Source organism: Schwartzia succinivorans DSM 10502, assembly GCF_900129225.1.
GTDB lineage: Bacteria > Bacillota > Negativicutes > Selenomonadales > Selenomonadaceae > Schwartzia > Schwartzia succinivorans.
Genome location: NZ_FQUG01000004.1, coordinates 296496 through 311435 on the forward strand (window position 1 = coordinate 296496; position 14940 = coordinate 311435).

General features: G+C 49.3%; 9 protein-coding genes and 1 other annotated feature. Of the genes, 1 reads left to right on the forward strand and 8 read right to left on the reverse strand.

Annotated features, from left to right (window positions below):
- The first annotated feature begins 38 nt into the window (after positions 1–38).
- Positions 39–1202 (forward strand): FprA family A-type flavoprotein, encoded by a 1164-nt coding sequence (locus BUA83_RS06245; protein ID WP_072935332.1) that lies wholly within the window; start codon positions 39–41, stop codon positions 1200–1202.
- Between the two features lie 57 nt (positions 1203–1259).
- Here BUA83_RS06245 and BUA83_RS06250 read toward each other — a convergent pair whose 3' ends face one another.
- The 8 genes from BUA83_RS06250 to rplK all read right to left on the reverse strand — a co-directional run bounded on the left by BUA83_RS06250 (position 1260) and on the right by rplK (position 14930).
- Positions 1260–2945, reverse strand: coding sequence for a methyl-accepting chemotaxis protein (locus BUA83_RS06250; RefSeq protein WP_072935333.1), 1686 nt, complete (start codon positions 2943–2945; stop codon positions 1260–1262).
- Between the two features lie 229 nt (positions 2946–3174).
- Positions 3175–4161 carry a diaminopimelate dehydrogenase gene (locus tag BUA83_RS06255; protein WP_072935334.1) on the reverse strand — a complete coding sequence of 329 codons (987 nt, stop codon included), beginning with the start codon at positions 4159–4161 and terminating at the stop codon, positions 3175–3177.
- A 194-nt stretch (positions 4162–4355) separates the two neighbouring features.
- A complete protein-coding gene (gene rpoC, locus BUA83_RS06260; RefSeq protein WP_072935335.1) occupies positions 4356–8348 on the reverse strand; it encodes a DNA-directed RNA polymerase subunit beta' in 3993 nt (1330 codons plus the stop codon).
- 18 nt (positions 8349–8366) lie between these two features.
- Entirely contained in the window at positions 8367–12095 is a 3729-nt protein-coding gene (gene rpoB, locus BUA83_RS06265) for a DNA-directed RNA polymerase subunit beta (protein WP_072935336.1), read from the reverse strand.
- 526 nt (positions 12096–12621) lie between these two features.
- A complete protein-coding gene (rplL, locus tag BUA83_RS06270; protein ID WP_072935337.1) occupies positions 12622–12993 on the reverse strand; it encodes a 50S ribosomal protein L7/L12 in 372 nt (123 codons plus the stop codon).
- 55 nt (positions 12994–13048) lie between these two features.
- Positions 13049–13594 carry a 50S ribosomal protein L10 gene (rplJ, locus tag BUA83_RS06275; protein WP_072935338.1) on the reverse strand — a complete coding sequence of 182 codons (546 nt, stop codon included), beginning with the start codon at positions 13592–13594 and terminating at the stop codon, positions 13049–13051.
- Between the two features lie 24 nt (positions 13595–13618).
- Positions 13619–13751 (reverse strand) — a sequence feature (ribosomal protein L10 leader region).
- Positions 13752–14447, reverse strand: coding sequence for a 50S ribosomal protein L1 (rplA, locus tag BUA83_RS06280; protein ID WP_072935339.1), 696 nt, complete (start codon positions 14445–14447; stop codon positions 13752–13754).
- A 57-nt stretch (positions 14448–14504) separates the two neighbouring features.
- Positions 14505–14930 carry a 50S ribosomal protein L11 gene (gene rplK / locus BUA83_RS06285; protein WP_072935340.1) on the reverse strand — a complete coding sequence of 142 codons (426 nt, stop codon included), beginning with the start codon at positions 14928–14930 and terminating at the stop codon, positions 14505–14507.
- Positions 14931–14940 lie beyond the last annotated feature (10 nt).

Genomic DNA, 14940 nt, shown 5'->3' on the forward strand with positions numbered 1-14940 from the left:
CATAATAAAATAATCCCGACAAAAGGAAGGTGTATCTTATGCAGGCAATCGAAATCAAACCCGGAATATACTGGGTAGGCGCAATAGACTGGTCTCTGCGCAATTTTCACGGTTATACTACAAGCCGTGGTTCGTCATACAACGCTTATCTCATCATTGACGAGAAAATCACTCTGATTGACACAGTCAAGGCTCCTTTCCGCGACGAGCTTATTTCACGTATTTCGTCGGTCATTCCGCCGGAAAAAATCGACTATATTGTGTCAAACCATGTAGAACCCGACCATTCCGGCTGTCTTGATTTTCTGATCCATCACTGCTGCCCCAATGCAACGATTGTTACCAGTACTCCGCAGGGACTGAAGGGTCTTACATCCCGCTACGGCGACCTTCCATATAAGACCGTCAAAACAGGAGATTCCTTTTCCATAGGAAAACGCACCCTTCAGTTCGTAGCTACGCCTATGCTGCACTGGCCCGACAGCATGGTGACCTACTGCCCTGAGGAAAAGATTCTTTTCTCCAATGATGCCTTTGGACAGCACCTTGCATCCAATCAGCGTTTTGACGATGAAAACGATCTTCATACAGTAATGGAGGAAGCAAAAAAATACTACGCAAATATCCTTATGCTCTACGGCAAACAGGCTCAGTCAGCACTCGCAGCCCTGAGTAAATTGGATATAGAAATTATCGCCGTCGGTCACGGTGTAATGTGGCGTTCTCATATTCTGGATATTATAGCCGCGTACGAGAAATGGAGCGAGGGTGAGTTAGAAGACAGCGCTGTTGTGGTTTTCGATACCATGTGGGAATCCACCCGAAAGATTGCTGATGCAATAGCAGATGCCTTCACGGAAAAAGGAATACGGGTTCATTTCCATGATTTGCGTGTTGCGCCCTTCTCCGACGTAATCACGGATATTCTGACCAGCAAATATCTCGCTGTAGGTTCTCCTACGCTGAACAATCAGATGCTGCCTCCTGTAGCCGGTTTCCTGTGCTATCTTAAGGGCTTCGTACCCAAAGGGCGCAAAGCATTTGCTTTCGGCTCATACGGCTGGGGAGGACAGAGTATTGCACAGGTTGATGCGGAGCTTAAAGCCGCAGGCTGCGACATCATACTTGACCCCATCCGCATTGCAAATATTCCCACAGAAAAAGACCTCGCAGATATACGCGAGAAAATAAAAAATCTCTGAACCACACAAAAAAGCAGAGCTTCGTGAAAAACACGAAGCCCTGCTTTTTTATTACGGTTAAATCTTGAACTGTGCCATGTGCTTCTGCAAGTCCTGGGACATTGCTTTGAGCGCCATGCTGGCTTCGGACATTTCATGCATTATGGAGGACTGTTCTTCCGTAGATGCCGATACAGACTGTGCTTCGTGGGACGTCTTTATGCTGACCTCACGAATTCTGTTCACAGACTCCACAACCGTCTGGCTGCTTGCGTTGACATTGTCAATGTCCTTAATAGCATGCTCGATATTCAGATAGAGAACATTTACCATTTCTTCGATAGTGGTAAATGCCTGTCCTGCTTCGTTGACAAGGGTTGTATTCTTTTCAACGGACGCGTTGCCCTTCGCCATAGCCTGAACCGCTTCTTCAGTATCCTTCTGGATTGCGCTGATGAGGGCTGCGATGTTTCCTGCCGCCTCGCCGGACTGCTCGGCAAGCTTTCTGACTTCCTCTGCGACGACTGCAAATCCGCGTCCTGCTTCGCCTGCACGTGCTGCCTCAATAGCCGCGTTAAGTGCAAGAAGGTTCGTCTGGGCAGCAATGTTGGATATGGTGTCGATAATCTGTCCGATTTCCGTAGAACGCTCACCAAGGGACTGAACGACACGGGATACATTCTGTATTTCTTCTGCCAGCTCGTTCATGGAGGTAACAGCGTTGTCTATTGCCTTGCGGCCATTGGCAGCACCTTCACGGCTTCCGTCTGCCGCGGTCTGCATTTCCTGCGAAGCATTGGAAAGCTCTGTCATCTGATCTCCCATGTTGTCCGTCTGGCGTGCGACCTCATCAAGCTCATCAGCCTGTTCGCCTGCCCCCTCTGCCATCTTAACAACACTCTCAGCAACTGTCTGAACACTCTTGGAGGTTTCAGCTGCGTTCAGAGCAAGCGTATTGCTGGACTCCGTTACCTGCTGTGCAGACTGGGATACGTTCTTCATAAGAGCACGTATCTTCCTTTGCAGTTCATTCGTGCCTTTTGCGATATCTCCGATTTCATCATCAGTATCAATGGGAATGTCACTGCCGCGAAGGTCTCCGTCTGCAACCTTTTTAAGGGCATCGGCTACAAATTCCAGTGGCTTAATCATTTTCCCAATAAACATCCAGGACAGTCCGCCCGCGATAATCTGCAAAATAATCGCAGCGATAACATTTACCTTTATGAAGTGATTCTGGATTCCTTCAATCTGCTCCATCGGAATACCCATGAACATCATTCCGACTACCTGCCCACTGCTGTTTTTCAGAGGAGCATAGCTGCAAAGGTAGCGGTTTCCCAAGACCTCTGCCATGCCTGTGAAATTTTTGCCTTCCTTTATCACCTGCTGAATAACCGCTTCAGATGCCTTTGTTCCTGTTGGACGTTTTCCGCTCCCGTCCTTGAATGTCGTTGCAACACGTGTATCACCGGCAAACAGAGTCACGTTGTTACCGCTGAGCTGTCCAAGATGGTCTACCAGGTCATTGTTGTCGTTCATTTTTGCGTCGTTCTTATAAAGAACACCGTCCTTGACGCTCCACTCGCCCTTGTGCGTCAAGTCCACTACTTCCATACACTGCGTCAGGTCTCTGGACGCCTTTGACTCAAGCGCAACCTCAAACCCATCGCTTGCATTCTGGTAGCTCAATATGCCTATCAGAATACTTACGAGGAGTAGAAATACGTTAAACCCTATTATTGCTTTCTGCCGGACCTTCATGTCAAACATCTCCTTTGTTATTCATAATGACCCGGTATGGTAAGGCACCCCGAATACTTGCGCAGAAGCCGAAAACCACCCGTATTTACGATTCCATTTCTTATTTCTATAGTATCATGTAATTATGTAAATGTTAATATATTTTTTGAAAATTTAATTATTTAAGGACAAAAATAACTCCGCATAAATCGAGCTTATGCGGAGTTAATATCAAAGGTTAAATATGTAATTAGACGAGAGATGCGCGAAGCTCTTCTCCTGTTTTCGGAGAGAGGTATGCAGGCGGTACATCCAGTACAGTCATGCAGCCCTTCTTGCCGTGTTTTGCAAGGCGGACAACCGCACGTGCATAAGCGGCAAGAACGCTTGTAGTGAACTCAGGATTGGAATCAAGCTTCAGGCTGAACTCAATAACGTGCTTATGCTCTTTGTTGTTGCCGGTAGCACCTGAACGGATAACGAATCCGCCGTGTGCGAGACCGCCGTGATTCTTCAAAAGCTCCTCTTCACTAATGAAATGGACTGTCGTATCATAGTCGGCAAAATAGTTCGGCATTGTCTTGATTTCTTTTTCTACCTGTGCTGCATCAGCACCGTCCTCAAGGACCACGTAGCACTCACGGGTGTGCTTCTGGCGTGTTGTAAGCTCAGGCTGCGAGCCGCTTCTTACTGCTTCCAGCGCAGATTCTACAGGAACAGTATACTGTTTTGCGTTCTTTACACCTTTGATGCGGCGGATAGCATCGGAATGGCCCTGGCTGACGCCTTTGCCCCAGAAGGTATAATCCTTTCCTTCCGTGAGGATAACATTACCGTAAAGACGTGCGAGGGAGAACATTCCCGGATCCCAGCCTACGGAAATAATAGCTGCCTTACCGCCTTTTTTTGCAGCAGCATCAACAGCATCAAAATGCTGAGGAATGTTTGCGTGTGTATCAAAGCTGTCCACTACATTGAAAAGCTCTGCAAGCTTCGGTGTCTGCTCAGGAAGGTCGGTCGCACTGCCGCCGCAGAGAATCATAACATCAATTTTATCCTTCCACTGTGCGACATCAGCCGCACTGACAACCGGAACTCCCGCAAGACGAATTTTTACCTGCGACGGGTCACGACGCGTAAAAACAGCCGCAAGCTCCATGTCAGGATTTGCCTCTACTGCATATTCAACGCCACGCCCCAGATTACCATAACCAAAAATACCAATTTTGATGCTCATTCTTTCAGTCTCCTTTATCATCGGAACATTACGTTCACTGTTTCCGGTTCAGAAAGTATGACTAATCTGTCTATTTAGCATACCTACTATACCTGCGTGGTCTATTATAATGCCTGAAATCAAAGTTTGTCAATGACAAATTTTCTCAATAAAAAAGAGACTGAACACAAATTTATGCTCAGTCTCTATATTTTTTATTCTGCAGCAGGTTCAAGCTCTTCCGCAGGTACAGCCTCTGCCGTACCCTCCGGATGATCAGGATCTACTACGTTAATGTTACGGTAGCGGCCCATGCCTGTTCCGGCAGGAATCAGCTTACCGATGATAACATTTTCTTTAAGTCCGATGAGCGGATCTACCTTACCCTTGATTGCAGCATCTGTCAGGACACGAGTCGTTTCCTGGAAGGAAGCTGCCGACAGGAAGGAATCCGTCGCCAGAGATGCTTTCGTGATACCGAGGAGAATCGGTTTTGCCACTGCAGGCTCGCCACCCTCTTCGATGACACGTGCATTGACTGCCTCAAAGGAGTTGATATCAATATATTCACCGGGCAGGAATCCTGTATTTCCGGACTCCTCGATTTTAACCTTGTGCAGCATCTGACGTACCATGACCTCGATGTGCTTATCGTTAATTTCAACACCCTGTCCCTTATATACCTTCTGAACCTCGTATACAAGGTAGCGCTGTGTATCCTTAAGACCGCATACACGGAGGATATCGTGCGGATTGATGGAACCTTCGGTAATTTTGTCACCTGGTTTCATATGGTCGCCGTCATGGACAGCCATACGTGCGCCATACGGAACAGCGTATTCACGCGGTTCGCCCTCTTCCGGCGTAATCGTGACCTTACGCATACCTTTGACATCAGTAACCTCTGCAACACCTTCAACTTCGGCGATGATAGCATGGTGCTTCGGCTTACGTGCCTCGAAAAGCTCCTCGACACGCGGAAGACCCTGTGTAATATCGTCACCGGCGACACCGCCTGAGTGGAATGTACGCATCGTGAGCTGTGTACCCGGCTCACCGATGGACTGTGCTGCGATGATACCGACAGCCTCGCCAACATCGACTTCCGTTGCGTTAGCAAGGTCGCGTCCATAGCACTTGACGCAGACGCCGTACTGAGATTTACATGTCAGCACGCTTCTGATGGATACATGGTCACGAACCTTGACGATAGCTTTTGCCATATCTTCGTCAACGGTATCATTGAGACATGCGACTGTTTCACCTGTCTCAGGATCGACGATATCCTCAGCAAGGACACGTCCAACGATACGCTCTTCCAGCGGCTCGATGACACGGTTGCCCTCGCGGATTGCTTCGACCTCAATACCACGTACGTTATTGTTTCTGACCTTGACTTCACGTGCGTCACTTTCAAGAGCCTTGTTGACAAGCTCCTCTGTGAGCATGGTGTCGGCAGCGATAAGTACCTCGCCGTCCTTCGTGACGACATCCTTTGTCGTTTTCTTGCCAACCATCTCGCGGATGATGGACTTACGGATTGCAGCCTTTTCATCCTCGTCGGTTACGCCGAGAACGACAGTCTCTGAAAGCATAGCGTTGCTGATGACTGCCTCGGAAAGTGCCAAAGAGCCGCGGATAACGACCTCAGGCACACCGTTTTCACCGATTGTCGTAAGGTCATCTTCGGAAAGAACCGTGTCGCGCGGCAGAATAATCTCGCCCGTTGCCGGGTCAACAATATCTGCACCAAGAACACGACCGAAGAGCATGTCATGCAGGATAGCGACTGCTTCTTCAGAGGAATCAGCAAGTCTTGCACGGTCACGTACGAGGTTGATTCCGACAACGTCGCAGTCCTCTTCACGGACAATGACATCCTGCGCAACGTCAACGAGACGACGTGTGAGGTAACCGGAGTCAGCTGTACGGAGAGCCGTATCAGCGAGACCTTTGCGGGCACCGTGTGAAGAAATGAAGTAATCGGAAACCGTAAGACCTTCACGGAAGTTTGCTGTAATCGGAAGGTCGATAATCTTACCTGACGGATCAGCCATAAGTCCGCGCATACCTGCCAGCTGACGCATCTGCTGAGCATTACCGCGGGCACCGGAGTCAGCCATCATGAAGATTGGGTTTGCAGCATCCATGTTATCCATCATGGCTTTACCGACATCATCCGTCGTCTTCTGCCACAGTGCGATAACCTTCTTATAGCGTTCATCCTCTGTCATAAGACCGCGGCTGAACTGACGCTCAATCTTGTTGACTTCCTTCTTCGTAGCCTCAATCATTGCCGGCTTCTCAGGCGGTACGATAACGTCTGAGATAGCAACCGTCATACCTGCGATGCAGGCATAATGATAACCGAGGTTCTTTACATTATCAATTACGACAGCCGTCTTGCCTGCTCCGAAGTGCTTGAAGCAGTTTGCAACGAGTCTGCCCATTTCTTTCTTGTCAATACGGATACCGTAGCACCACTGACCTGTTTCTTCGTCCTTACGGAAGTAACGAATTTCAGGTGGCAGGATTTCGTTGAAAATCATGCGTCCGAGGGAGGTCTTGACTACGCCGTAGCCCTCAATCGGAGCCTGAATCTCAGCCTGCAGTGAAAGCTCATGCTGCTGATATGCAAGCAGTGCTTCCTCAATACCCGTAACATATTTGCCCTCGCCCTTTGCTCCCGGGCGAAGAATCGTCAAGTAGTAGGAGCCGAGAATCATATCCTGCGTCGGTACGATAATCGGATTACCGTCCTTCGGAGCAAGGATATGGTTGGCAGCAAGCATCAGGATACGTGCCTCTGCCTGTGCTTCCGCTGAAAGCGGAAGATGAATAGCCATCTGGTCACCGTCGAAGTCGGCGTTGTATGCCGTACAAGCCAGCGGATGAAGCTTCAATGCGCGGCCTTCTGTGAGCACAGGCTCAAAAGCCTGAATACCGAGACGGTGAAGTGTCGGTGCACGGTTCAACAGAACCGGATGCTCCTTGATGACTTCCTCAAGTACGTCCCAAACCTCAGGACGTACACGCTCAACCATACGCTTTGCAGCCTTGATGTTTCCTGCCACGCCGCTGTTGGTGAGCTTCTTCATAACGAAAGGCTTGAAGAGCTCAAGCGCCATTTCCTTCGGCAGACCGCACTGATGCAGCTTCAGCTCAGGACCTACGACGATAACGGAACGGCCTGAATAGTCGACACGTTTACCGAGAAGGTTCTGACGGAAGCGGCCCTGTTTACCTTTGAGCATATCGGAAAGCGATTTCAAAGGACGGTTGCCCGGTCCGGTGACAGGACGTCCACGACGGCCGTTGTCGATAAGAGCATCGACAGCTTCCTGAAGCATGCGCTTCTCATTGCGTACGATGATATCCGGAGCACCGAGATTCAAAAGGCGCTTCAGACGGTTATTACGGTTTATTACACGACGATAGAGGTCGTTCAGGTCAGACGTTGCGAAACGTCCGCCGTCCAACTGAACCATCGGACGAAGTTCCGGCGGAATAACCGGTACAACATCCATAATCATCCAGGACGGATCATTTCCGGATTTGCGGAAAGCCTCGACTACCTCAAGGCGGCGGATTGCACGAACCTTACGCTGGCCGCTGACCTCTTCAAGCTCCTTGCAGAGCTCTTCGCTCATTTTGTCAAGGTCAAGGTCAAGGAGCAGCTCCTTGACTGCCTCAGCGCCCATGCCGACGCGGAAGCCTGCGCCATATTTTTCACGTGCATCATGATACTCGCTTTCCGTCAGAAGCTGCTTTCTGATAAGCGGCGAATCTGCCGGGTCAAGTACGATATACGATGCAAAATAAAGAACCTTTTCAAGAGAACGCGGAGAAATATCGAGAATCAGTCCCATACGGCTCGGGATTCCCTTGAAATACCATATATGAGATACCGGTGCAGCAAGCTCAATATGACCCATGCGCTCGCGGCGAACCTTTGAGCGTGTTACCTCTACGCCGCAGCGGTCGCAGATGATGCCCTTATAGCGGATACGTTTATACTTACCGCAATGGCACTCCCAATCGCGTGTTGGTCCGAAGATACGCTCACAGAAAAGTCCGTCACGCTCCGGTTTGAGTGTACGATAGTTGATAGTCTCCGGCTTCTTTACCTCGCCGTAGGACCACTCGCGGATTTTGTCCGGCGAAGCCAGACCGATTCGCATAGAATCGAAATTATTTACATCCAACAAGGGGTTGTCACTCCCTTCTTATTCTTCCGAGTTGTCATCAGGATCGACTTCCCCATTGTCATCCTGACCCATATTGCCCAGGTCTGCGATAATATCTGCATCATCAGCATCGTCATTTGATTCAGCATCATCAAATGCTTCCTCAGAGGATGCCTGCGGAGCAGGTGCGCCGCTCGTCGGGTCAACGCCGTTAACGTCGATGTCGAGCTCGCGTGCCGTCTCGTTGATATCATCATCATCGTCCTGAATAACAATTTCCTGTGCATCTTCCGAAAGCACCTTGATATCAAGACCGATACTCTGGAGTTCTTTTATAAGAACCTTGAAGGACTCAGGCACACCCGGTTCAGGGATATTTTCGCCCTTCACAATTGCTTCATAAGTCTTCACACGGCCGACGACATCATCGGACTTGACCGTGAGAATTTCCTGCAGTGTATAAGCAGCACCGTAAGCCTCGAGAGCCCAAACCTCCATCTCACCGAAGCGCTGGCCGCCGAACTGAGCTTTACCACCCAGCGGCTGCTGCGTAACGAGGGAGTACGGACCCGTGGAACGGGCATGAATCTTATCGGCAACAAGATGATGCAGTTTAAGGAAGTACGTGCATCCGACCGTTACACGGTTTTCGAACGGCTCACCTGTGCGTCCGTCGTAAAGAACAGTCTTTCCGTCTACAGGAAGTCCTGCAGCCTTGACCGTACCGAACACATCATCCTCGCCGGCTCCGTCAAAGACAGGAGTTGCGATATGAATACCTGCGATATCAGGCTTCGGCATACCGTATTTATCGAAATCGTATCCAGCATCTCTGAGCCGCTGCTCGACTGTAGGATCGTTTGCCTTAATCTGTTTACCCAGCTCACGAACCGCCATACCGAGATGAACTTCGAGAATCTGCCCGATGTTCATACGGGACGGAACGCCCAACGGATTCAGAACGATATCTACCGGTGTACCGTCCGGCAGGAACGGCATATCCTCCTGACGCATGATACGGGATACGACACCCTTGTTACCATGACGGCCGGACATCTTGTCACCGACAGAAATCTTACGTTTCTGTGCGATATATACGCGGACAAGCTGATTTACGCCCGGAGCGAGCTCATCGTTGTTCTCACGTTTGAAGATTTTAACGTCAACAATCTTACCTGCCTCACCGTGCGGAACACGGAGAGAAGTATCGCGTACCTCACGTGCCTTTTCACCGAAGATAGCACGCAGGAGACGCTCCTCAGCAGTAAGCTCCGTCTCACCCTTCGGTGTGACCTTACCTACGAGAATATCGCCGGGGCGTACATCTGCACCGATGCGGATGATACCGTCATCATCAAGGTCGCGGAGCGCATCCTCAGCAACATTCGGAATATCACGTGTAATCTCCTCAGGTCCGAGCTTCGTATCACGGGCATCGCACTCATATTCTTCAATATGGATGGATGTATAGAGGTCACGTTTTACGAGGTTTTCACTTAGAAGCACAGCATCCTCGTAGTTATAGCCTTCCCAAGGCATGTATGCGACGATGATGTTGAAGCCGAGAGCCAGCTCGCCGTGGTCTGTGGAAGGACCATCAGCAATAGGCTGCTTTTCAACTACCTGCTCACCCTTGTAGACGATAGGTACCTGATTGATGCATGTTCCCTGGTTGGAACGCTGGAATTTCTGAAGCTTATAGATATCCAGGTCGCCCTTTTCCGTGCGTACCTGAATCTGGTCTGCCGTAACCTCCTCGACAGTACCCGGGCGCTTAGCAAGAACCATAACGCCGGAGTCGCAGGCAGCCTTATACTCCATGCCTGTACCGACGAGCGGTGCCTGCGTACGGAGCAGAGGAACAGCCTGACGCTGCATGTTCGCACCCATGAGGGCACGGTTAGCATCATCATTTTCGAGGAACGGAATCATTGCCGTAGCAATGGAAACAACCTGCTTCGGCGAAACGTCCATGTAGTCAACGCGCTCACGCGCAGCGAGGATTGTATCCTCGTGACGGCGTGCCGTAACACGCTCATTTACAAACCATCCATTTTCATCCAGCGGCTCGTTTGCCTGAGCGATTGTGATATTGTCCTCTTCATCTGCGGTCAGATAACGGACAGTATCCGTAACTATGTGATTAACCTTGTCAACCTTGCGGTACGGTGTCTCGATGAAACCGAAACGGTTGATACGTCCATAGTTCGACAGAGAACCGATAAGACCGATGTTCGGACCTTCAGGCGTCTCAATCGGACACATACGGCCGTAGTGAGAGTTATGTACGTCACGGACTTCAAAGCCTGCACGCTCACGGGAGAGACCGCCCGGGCCAAGAGCCGAAAGACGGCGCTTATGCGTAAGCTCAGACAGCGGATTGTGCTGATCCATGAACTGCGAAAGCTGTGAAGAACCGAAGAACTCTTTTATAGCTGCCACAACCGGGCGGATATTGATAAGCGCCTGCGGTGTGATAACATCTGTATCCTGAATCGACATACGCTCGCGGATAACACGCTCCATACGGGAAAGACCGATACGGAACTGATTCTGCAGAAGCTCGCCTACAGAACGAACACGGCGGTTGCCGAGATGGTCAATATCATCTGTATTGCCTACCCCATCAAAAAGATCCAGCAGATAATTGATGGATGCCATTATATCATTGCGTGTAATCGTACGGTGATGATACTCAAGCGTCGGAGAACAGATAAGCTTCATACGCGGAATATCAAGCTCTTCCGTCTTTACTTTAATGTAAACGACAACAGCATCTTCCTCACCGAAGATTGCTCTCTCGCGCTCCTCATCAATCTCATCGAGCATTGACTCCTCGATGACTGTATCAGCCGGCAGAACAATCTCACCGGTTTCTTTATCAACAATCGGCTCTGCAAGCATCTGACCGAGAACACGACGCTTCCATCCCAGCTTCTTCGTCAGCTTATAACGGCCGACTGTCGCGAGGTCGTAGCGTTTCGGGTCAAAGAACAGCGCATTCAGGAGCTGCTGCGCATTGTCAACCGTCGGCGGTTCGCCCGGACGGAGACGTTTATAAATTTCAACCAGAGCTTCTTCTCTGGATGTTACATTATCTTTTTCATTTTCAAGGGTCGTCTTGATAAGCGGATGATTATCAAAAAGATCCAGAATTTCCTGATTTGTGCCATAGCCCAGCGCACGAATCAGAACCGTAACAGGCATTTTACGCGTACGGTCAATACGGACTGACAGAATATCGTTCGCATCTGTCTCAAGCTCAATCCAAGCACCGCGGTTAGGAATAACCTGTGCGTTGAAGAGCTTCTTGCCCGACGGATCTATCTCCATTCCATAATAAGCACCAGGAGAACGTACCAGCTGGCTGACAATGACACGCTCAGCACCATTGATAATAAAGGTGCCTGTATCCGTCATAAGCGGGAAGTCTCCCATGAAAACCTCCTGCTCCTTGATTTCGCCTGTCTCTTTATTAATGAGACGGACATTTACACGAAGCGGAGCAGCAAGTGTGACATCACGTTCTTTACATTCATCGAGCCCGTATTTCGGCTCACCCAAAGAGAAGCTCTCAAAAGAGAGAACAAGATTCCCCGTAAAATCCGTTATCGGGGAAATATCCCTGAAGATTTCCTGCATGCCCTCATCGAGAAACCACTTGTAGGAATTTCTCTGGATATCAAGCAGATGCGGCATCTCCATGACTTCTTTGATTTTCGCATAGCTATACCTGGTTCTCTTGCCTACCGGCACAGGATTAAACATTAAATCCTTCACTCCTTAGCCTAAGGACCATGAATGCAAAGACAACATTCATGTCTCCAATATTTGACAAACCCAACAGAAGCGCACAAACCCAGGGCAAACCAAACCGTTTGTCCTGTTTGTTGAACGAACTGCGCTCACCTCCCCAAAATTTGGACTGGATCACTCTATGTAAACAAAAATAAAAACACGAAAAGACAAGGCCTCCTTATGGATTTGAACCTTGTCAATAAGTATTGATTATTTTGTTTTTGTTCGTTTGTTGTTCATATTCAATTGACCTATCACGACTCCATGCGTCCGCCTTTCTCTCCCGAGAAACTTGAAGCGGTACGTTCGTCATGCGCCTGGCTGCGCAAACATTACCACGCTTTCTGTAATTAAATATATTAGCATAAGCCATGAATTACGTCAATAGTCACCGCTAATATTTTTATCCATTATTTTTTACCAAGATACCGGAAATTTAATGCAATATACAAAAAAGGCACCGCAAACGCGGTGCCTTTTGATGTGTTGAAAGAAATTACTTAATCTCAACGACTGCGCCAGCCTCTTCAAGTTTAGCCTTGAGAGCATCAGCATCAGCCTTGGAAACTTTCTCTTTAACCGGAGCCGGAGCGCCGTCAACAACAGCCTTAGCCTCTTTCAGGCCGAGACCCGTAGCTTCACGGACAACTTTGATAACGCCGATCTTCTTGTCGCCAGCATCCTTCAGGATAACGTCGAACTCGGATTTCTCCTCGCCGCCAGCAGCAGCACCAGCAGCCGGAGCTGCAGCAACTGCAACCGGAGCAGCAGCGGAAACGCCGAATTTTTCTTCCATAGCTTTAACGAGCTCAGAGAGTTCGAGGACAGTCATGCCCTCAATAGCCTGCATAATTTCTTCTTTAGTCATTATAAATACCTCCAAAAATCATATAGTTATATATTCTAATTTAGGAAACCCGATGTTAAGCAGATGCTTTTTCTTTCTGCTGACGAACAGCGTCAAGCACATAGACAGCATTGCGGATAACGCCCTGGAGAACGTTGACCGTATTGCTGATAGGAGCCTGCATGCTGCCAAGAATCTTCGCGATGAGAACCTCGCGGGACGGCAGGGATGCAAGAGCCTTAACCTCATCTGCGTTGATAACCTTGCCCTCAACGAGACCTGCTTTGATTGTAAGAACCTCAGCCTTTTCAAGGTTATTGTCTTTGATGAACTTGCTGATGACCTTTGCCGGAGCGATTGCATCATCGTTGGAGAATGCAAAAGCTGTCGTTCCGTTGAAGTGGTCAACGAGGGAATCAAGACCTGCCTCCTTCGCTGCGATAGCGGAGAGAGTGTTCTTTACGACATGGTAAGACACGCCTGCTTCACGGAATGCGCGGCGGAGTGCCGTATCCTGTGCAACAGTCAGTCCTTTATATCCTGTGAAGACAGCGCCTTTTGCGGACGTCATCTGTTCTTTCAGAGAAGCAACAATTGCCTGTTTTTCTGTAGTTACTGCCATATCTACACCTCCTCTCAAGGTATAATCACAAAACAAAATGCGGTCTCTGGCCGAAGACCCGGAGACCGCAGGATTATCTTGCGATGTTCCGACCTCGGCGGGCGAGTTTTAAAGGATTGCTCCTGCCTGCTGTCTTCAGCCAAAAACGTATGTACTTTTAGTCAACTTTTGTGGAAAGCTGAACAGCGATACCAGGACCCATTGTGGATGCAACCGTGATGGAACGGACATACTGTCCTTTTGCTCCCGACGGTTTTGCTTTGATAAGCGTATCCATGAGTGTAGCATAGTTCTGAGCCAGCTTGTCAGCATCGAAGGAAACCTTGCCGATCGGGCAGTGTACGTTGCCGGCTTTATCCGTACGGTACTCTACCTTACCTGCTTTGATTTCTTTGATTGCTTTCTCGATGTCCATCGTAACCGTACCGAGTTTCGGGTTCGGCATGAGTCCGCGGGGACCGAGGATTTTACCGAGGCGGCCGACCTGACCCATCATGTTCGGAGTAGCAACTGCTACATCGAAGTCAGTCCATCCACCCTGGATTTTCGTAACCAGCTCTTCAGCGCCGACAAAGTCTGCACCGGCCTTTTCAGCCTCTTCAACCTTATCGCCCTTTGCAAAAACAACAACGCGTTTCGTCTTACCTGTGCCGTTCGGAAGAACAACTGCACCGCGAACCTGCTGGTCAGCGTATTTCGGATCAACACCGAGACGTACATGAAGCTCAACTGTCTCGTCGAACTTAGCTGTTGCTGTCTTCTTTACAAGCTCCATAGCTTCCTTGACCGGATAAATCTTATCCGCTTCAACAAGCTTCAGAGCGTCCTGATACTTCTTGCCTAATTTTGCCATTCAAAAATTCTCCTTTCGTGGTACAAACGGTATTTGCCTCCCACGAGCTGAAACGTCTTAGTCGACAATCTCAATACCCATGCTGCGAGCCGTGCCCTCAATCATACGAGTAGCGGCTTCGAGGTCAGCTGCATTCAAATCCTGCATCTTCGACTGAGCGATTTCCTGTGCTTTAGCACGGGGAACCTTAGCAACCTTCGTCTTATTCGGTTCGCCGGAAGCCTTCTCGATTCCTGCTGCTTTCTTAAGAAGAACAGCTGCCGGAGGGGTCTTCGTAACGAATGTGAACGAGCGGTCTTCAAAGACTGTAATCTCAACCGGAATGATGAGGCCAGCCTGTTTTGCTGTTCTTTCGTTGAACTCCTTAACAAATGCCATGATATTGACACCTGCCTGACCCAGAGCCGGGCCAACCGGAGGAGCCGGAGTAGCTTTGCCTGCGAGAACCTGTAATTTAACAAGTTTAGCGACTTTCTTTGCCATGTAGTTTTTA

Excerpts from the sequence above, each read along its gene's own strand:
- BUA83_RS06250 (WP_072935333.1), bottom strand. The coding sequence starts at position 2,945 with ATGAAGGTCCGGCAGAAAGCAATAATAGGGTTTAACGTATTTCTACTC.
- BUA83_RS06255 (WP_072935334.1), bottom strand. The coding sequence starts at position 4,161 with ATGAGCATCAAAATTGGTATTTTTGGTTATGGTAATCTGGGGCGTGGC.
- rplA (WP_072935339.1), bottom strand. The coding sequence starts at position 14,447 with ATGGCAAAATTAGGCAAGAAGTATCAGGACGCTCTGAAGCTTGTTGAA.
- rplJ (WP_072935338.1), bottom strand. The coding sequence starts at position 13,594 with ATGGCAGTAACTACAGAAAAACAGGCAATTGTTGCTTCTCTGAAAGAA.
- rplK (WP_072935340.1), bottom strand. The coding sequence starts at position 14,930 with ATGGCAAAGAAAGTCGCTAAACTTGTTAAATTACAGGTTCTCGCAGGC.
- rplL (WP_072935337.1), bottom strand. The coding sequence starts at position 12,993 with ATGACTAAAGAAGAAATTATGCAGGCTATTGAGGGCATGACTGTCCTC.
- BUA83_RS06245 (WP_072935332.1), top strand. The coding sequence starts at position 39 with ATGCAGGCAATCGAAATCAAACCCGGAATATACTGGGTAGGCGCAATA.
- rpoB (WP_072935336.1), bottom strand. The coding sequence starts at position 12,095 with ATGTTTAATCCTGTGCCGGTAGGCAAGAGAACCAGGTATAGCTATGCG.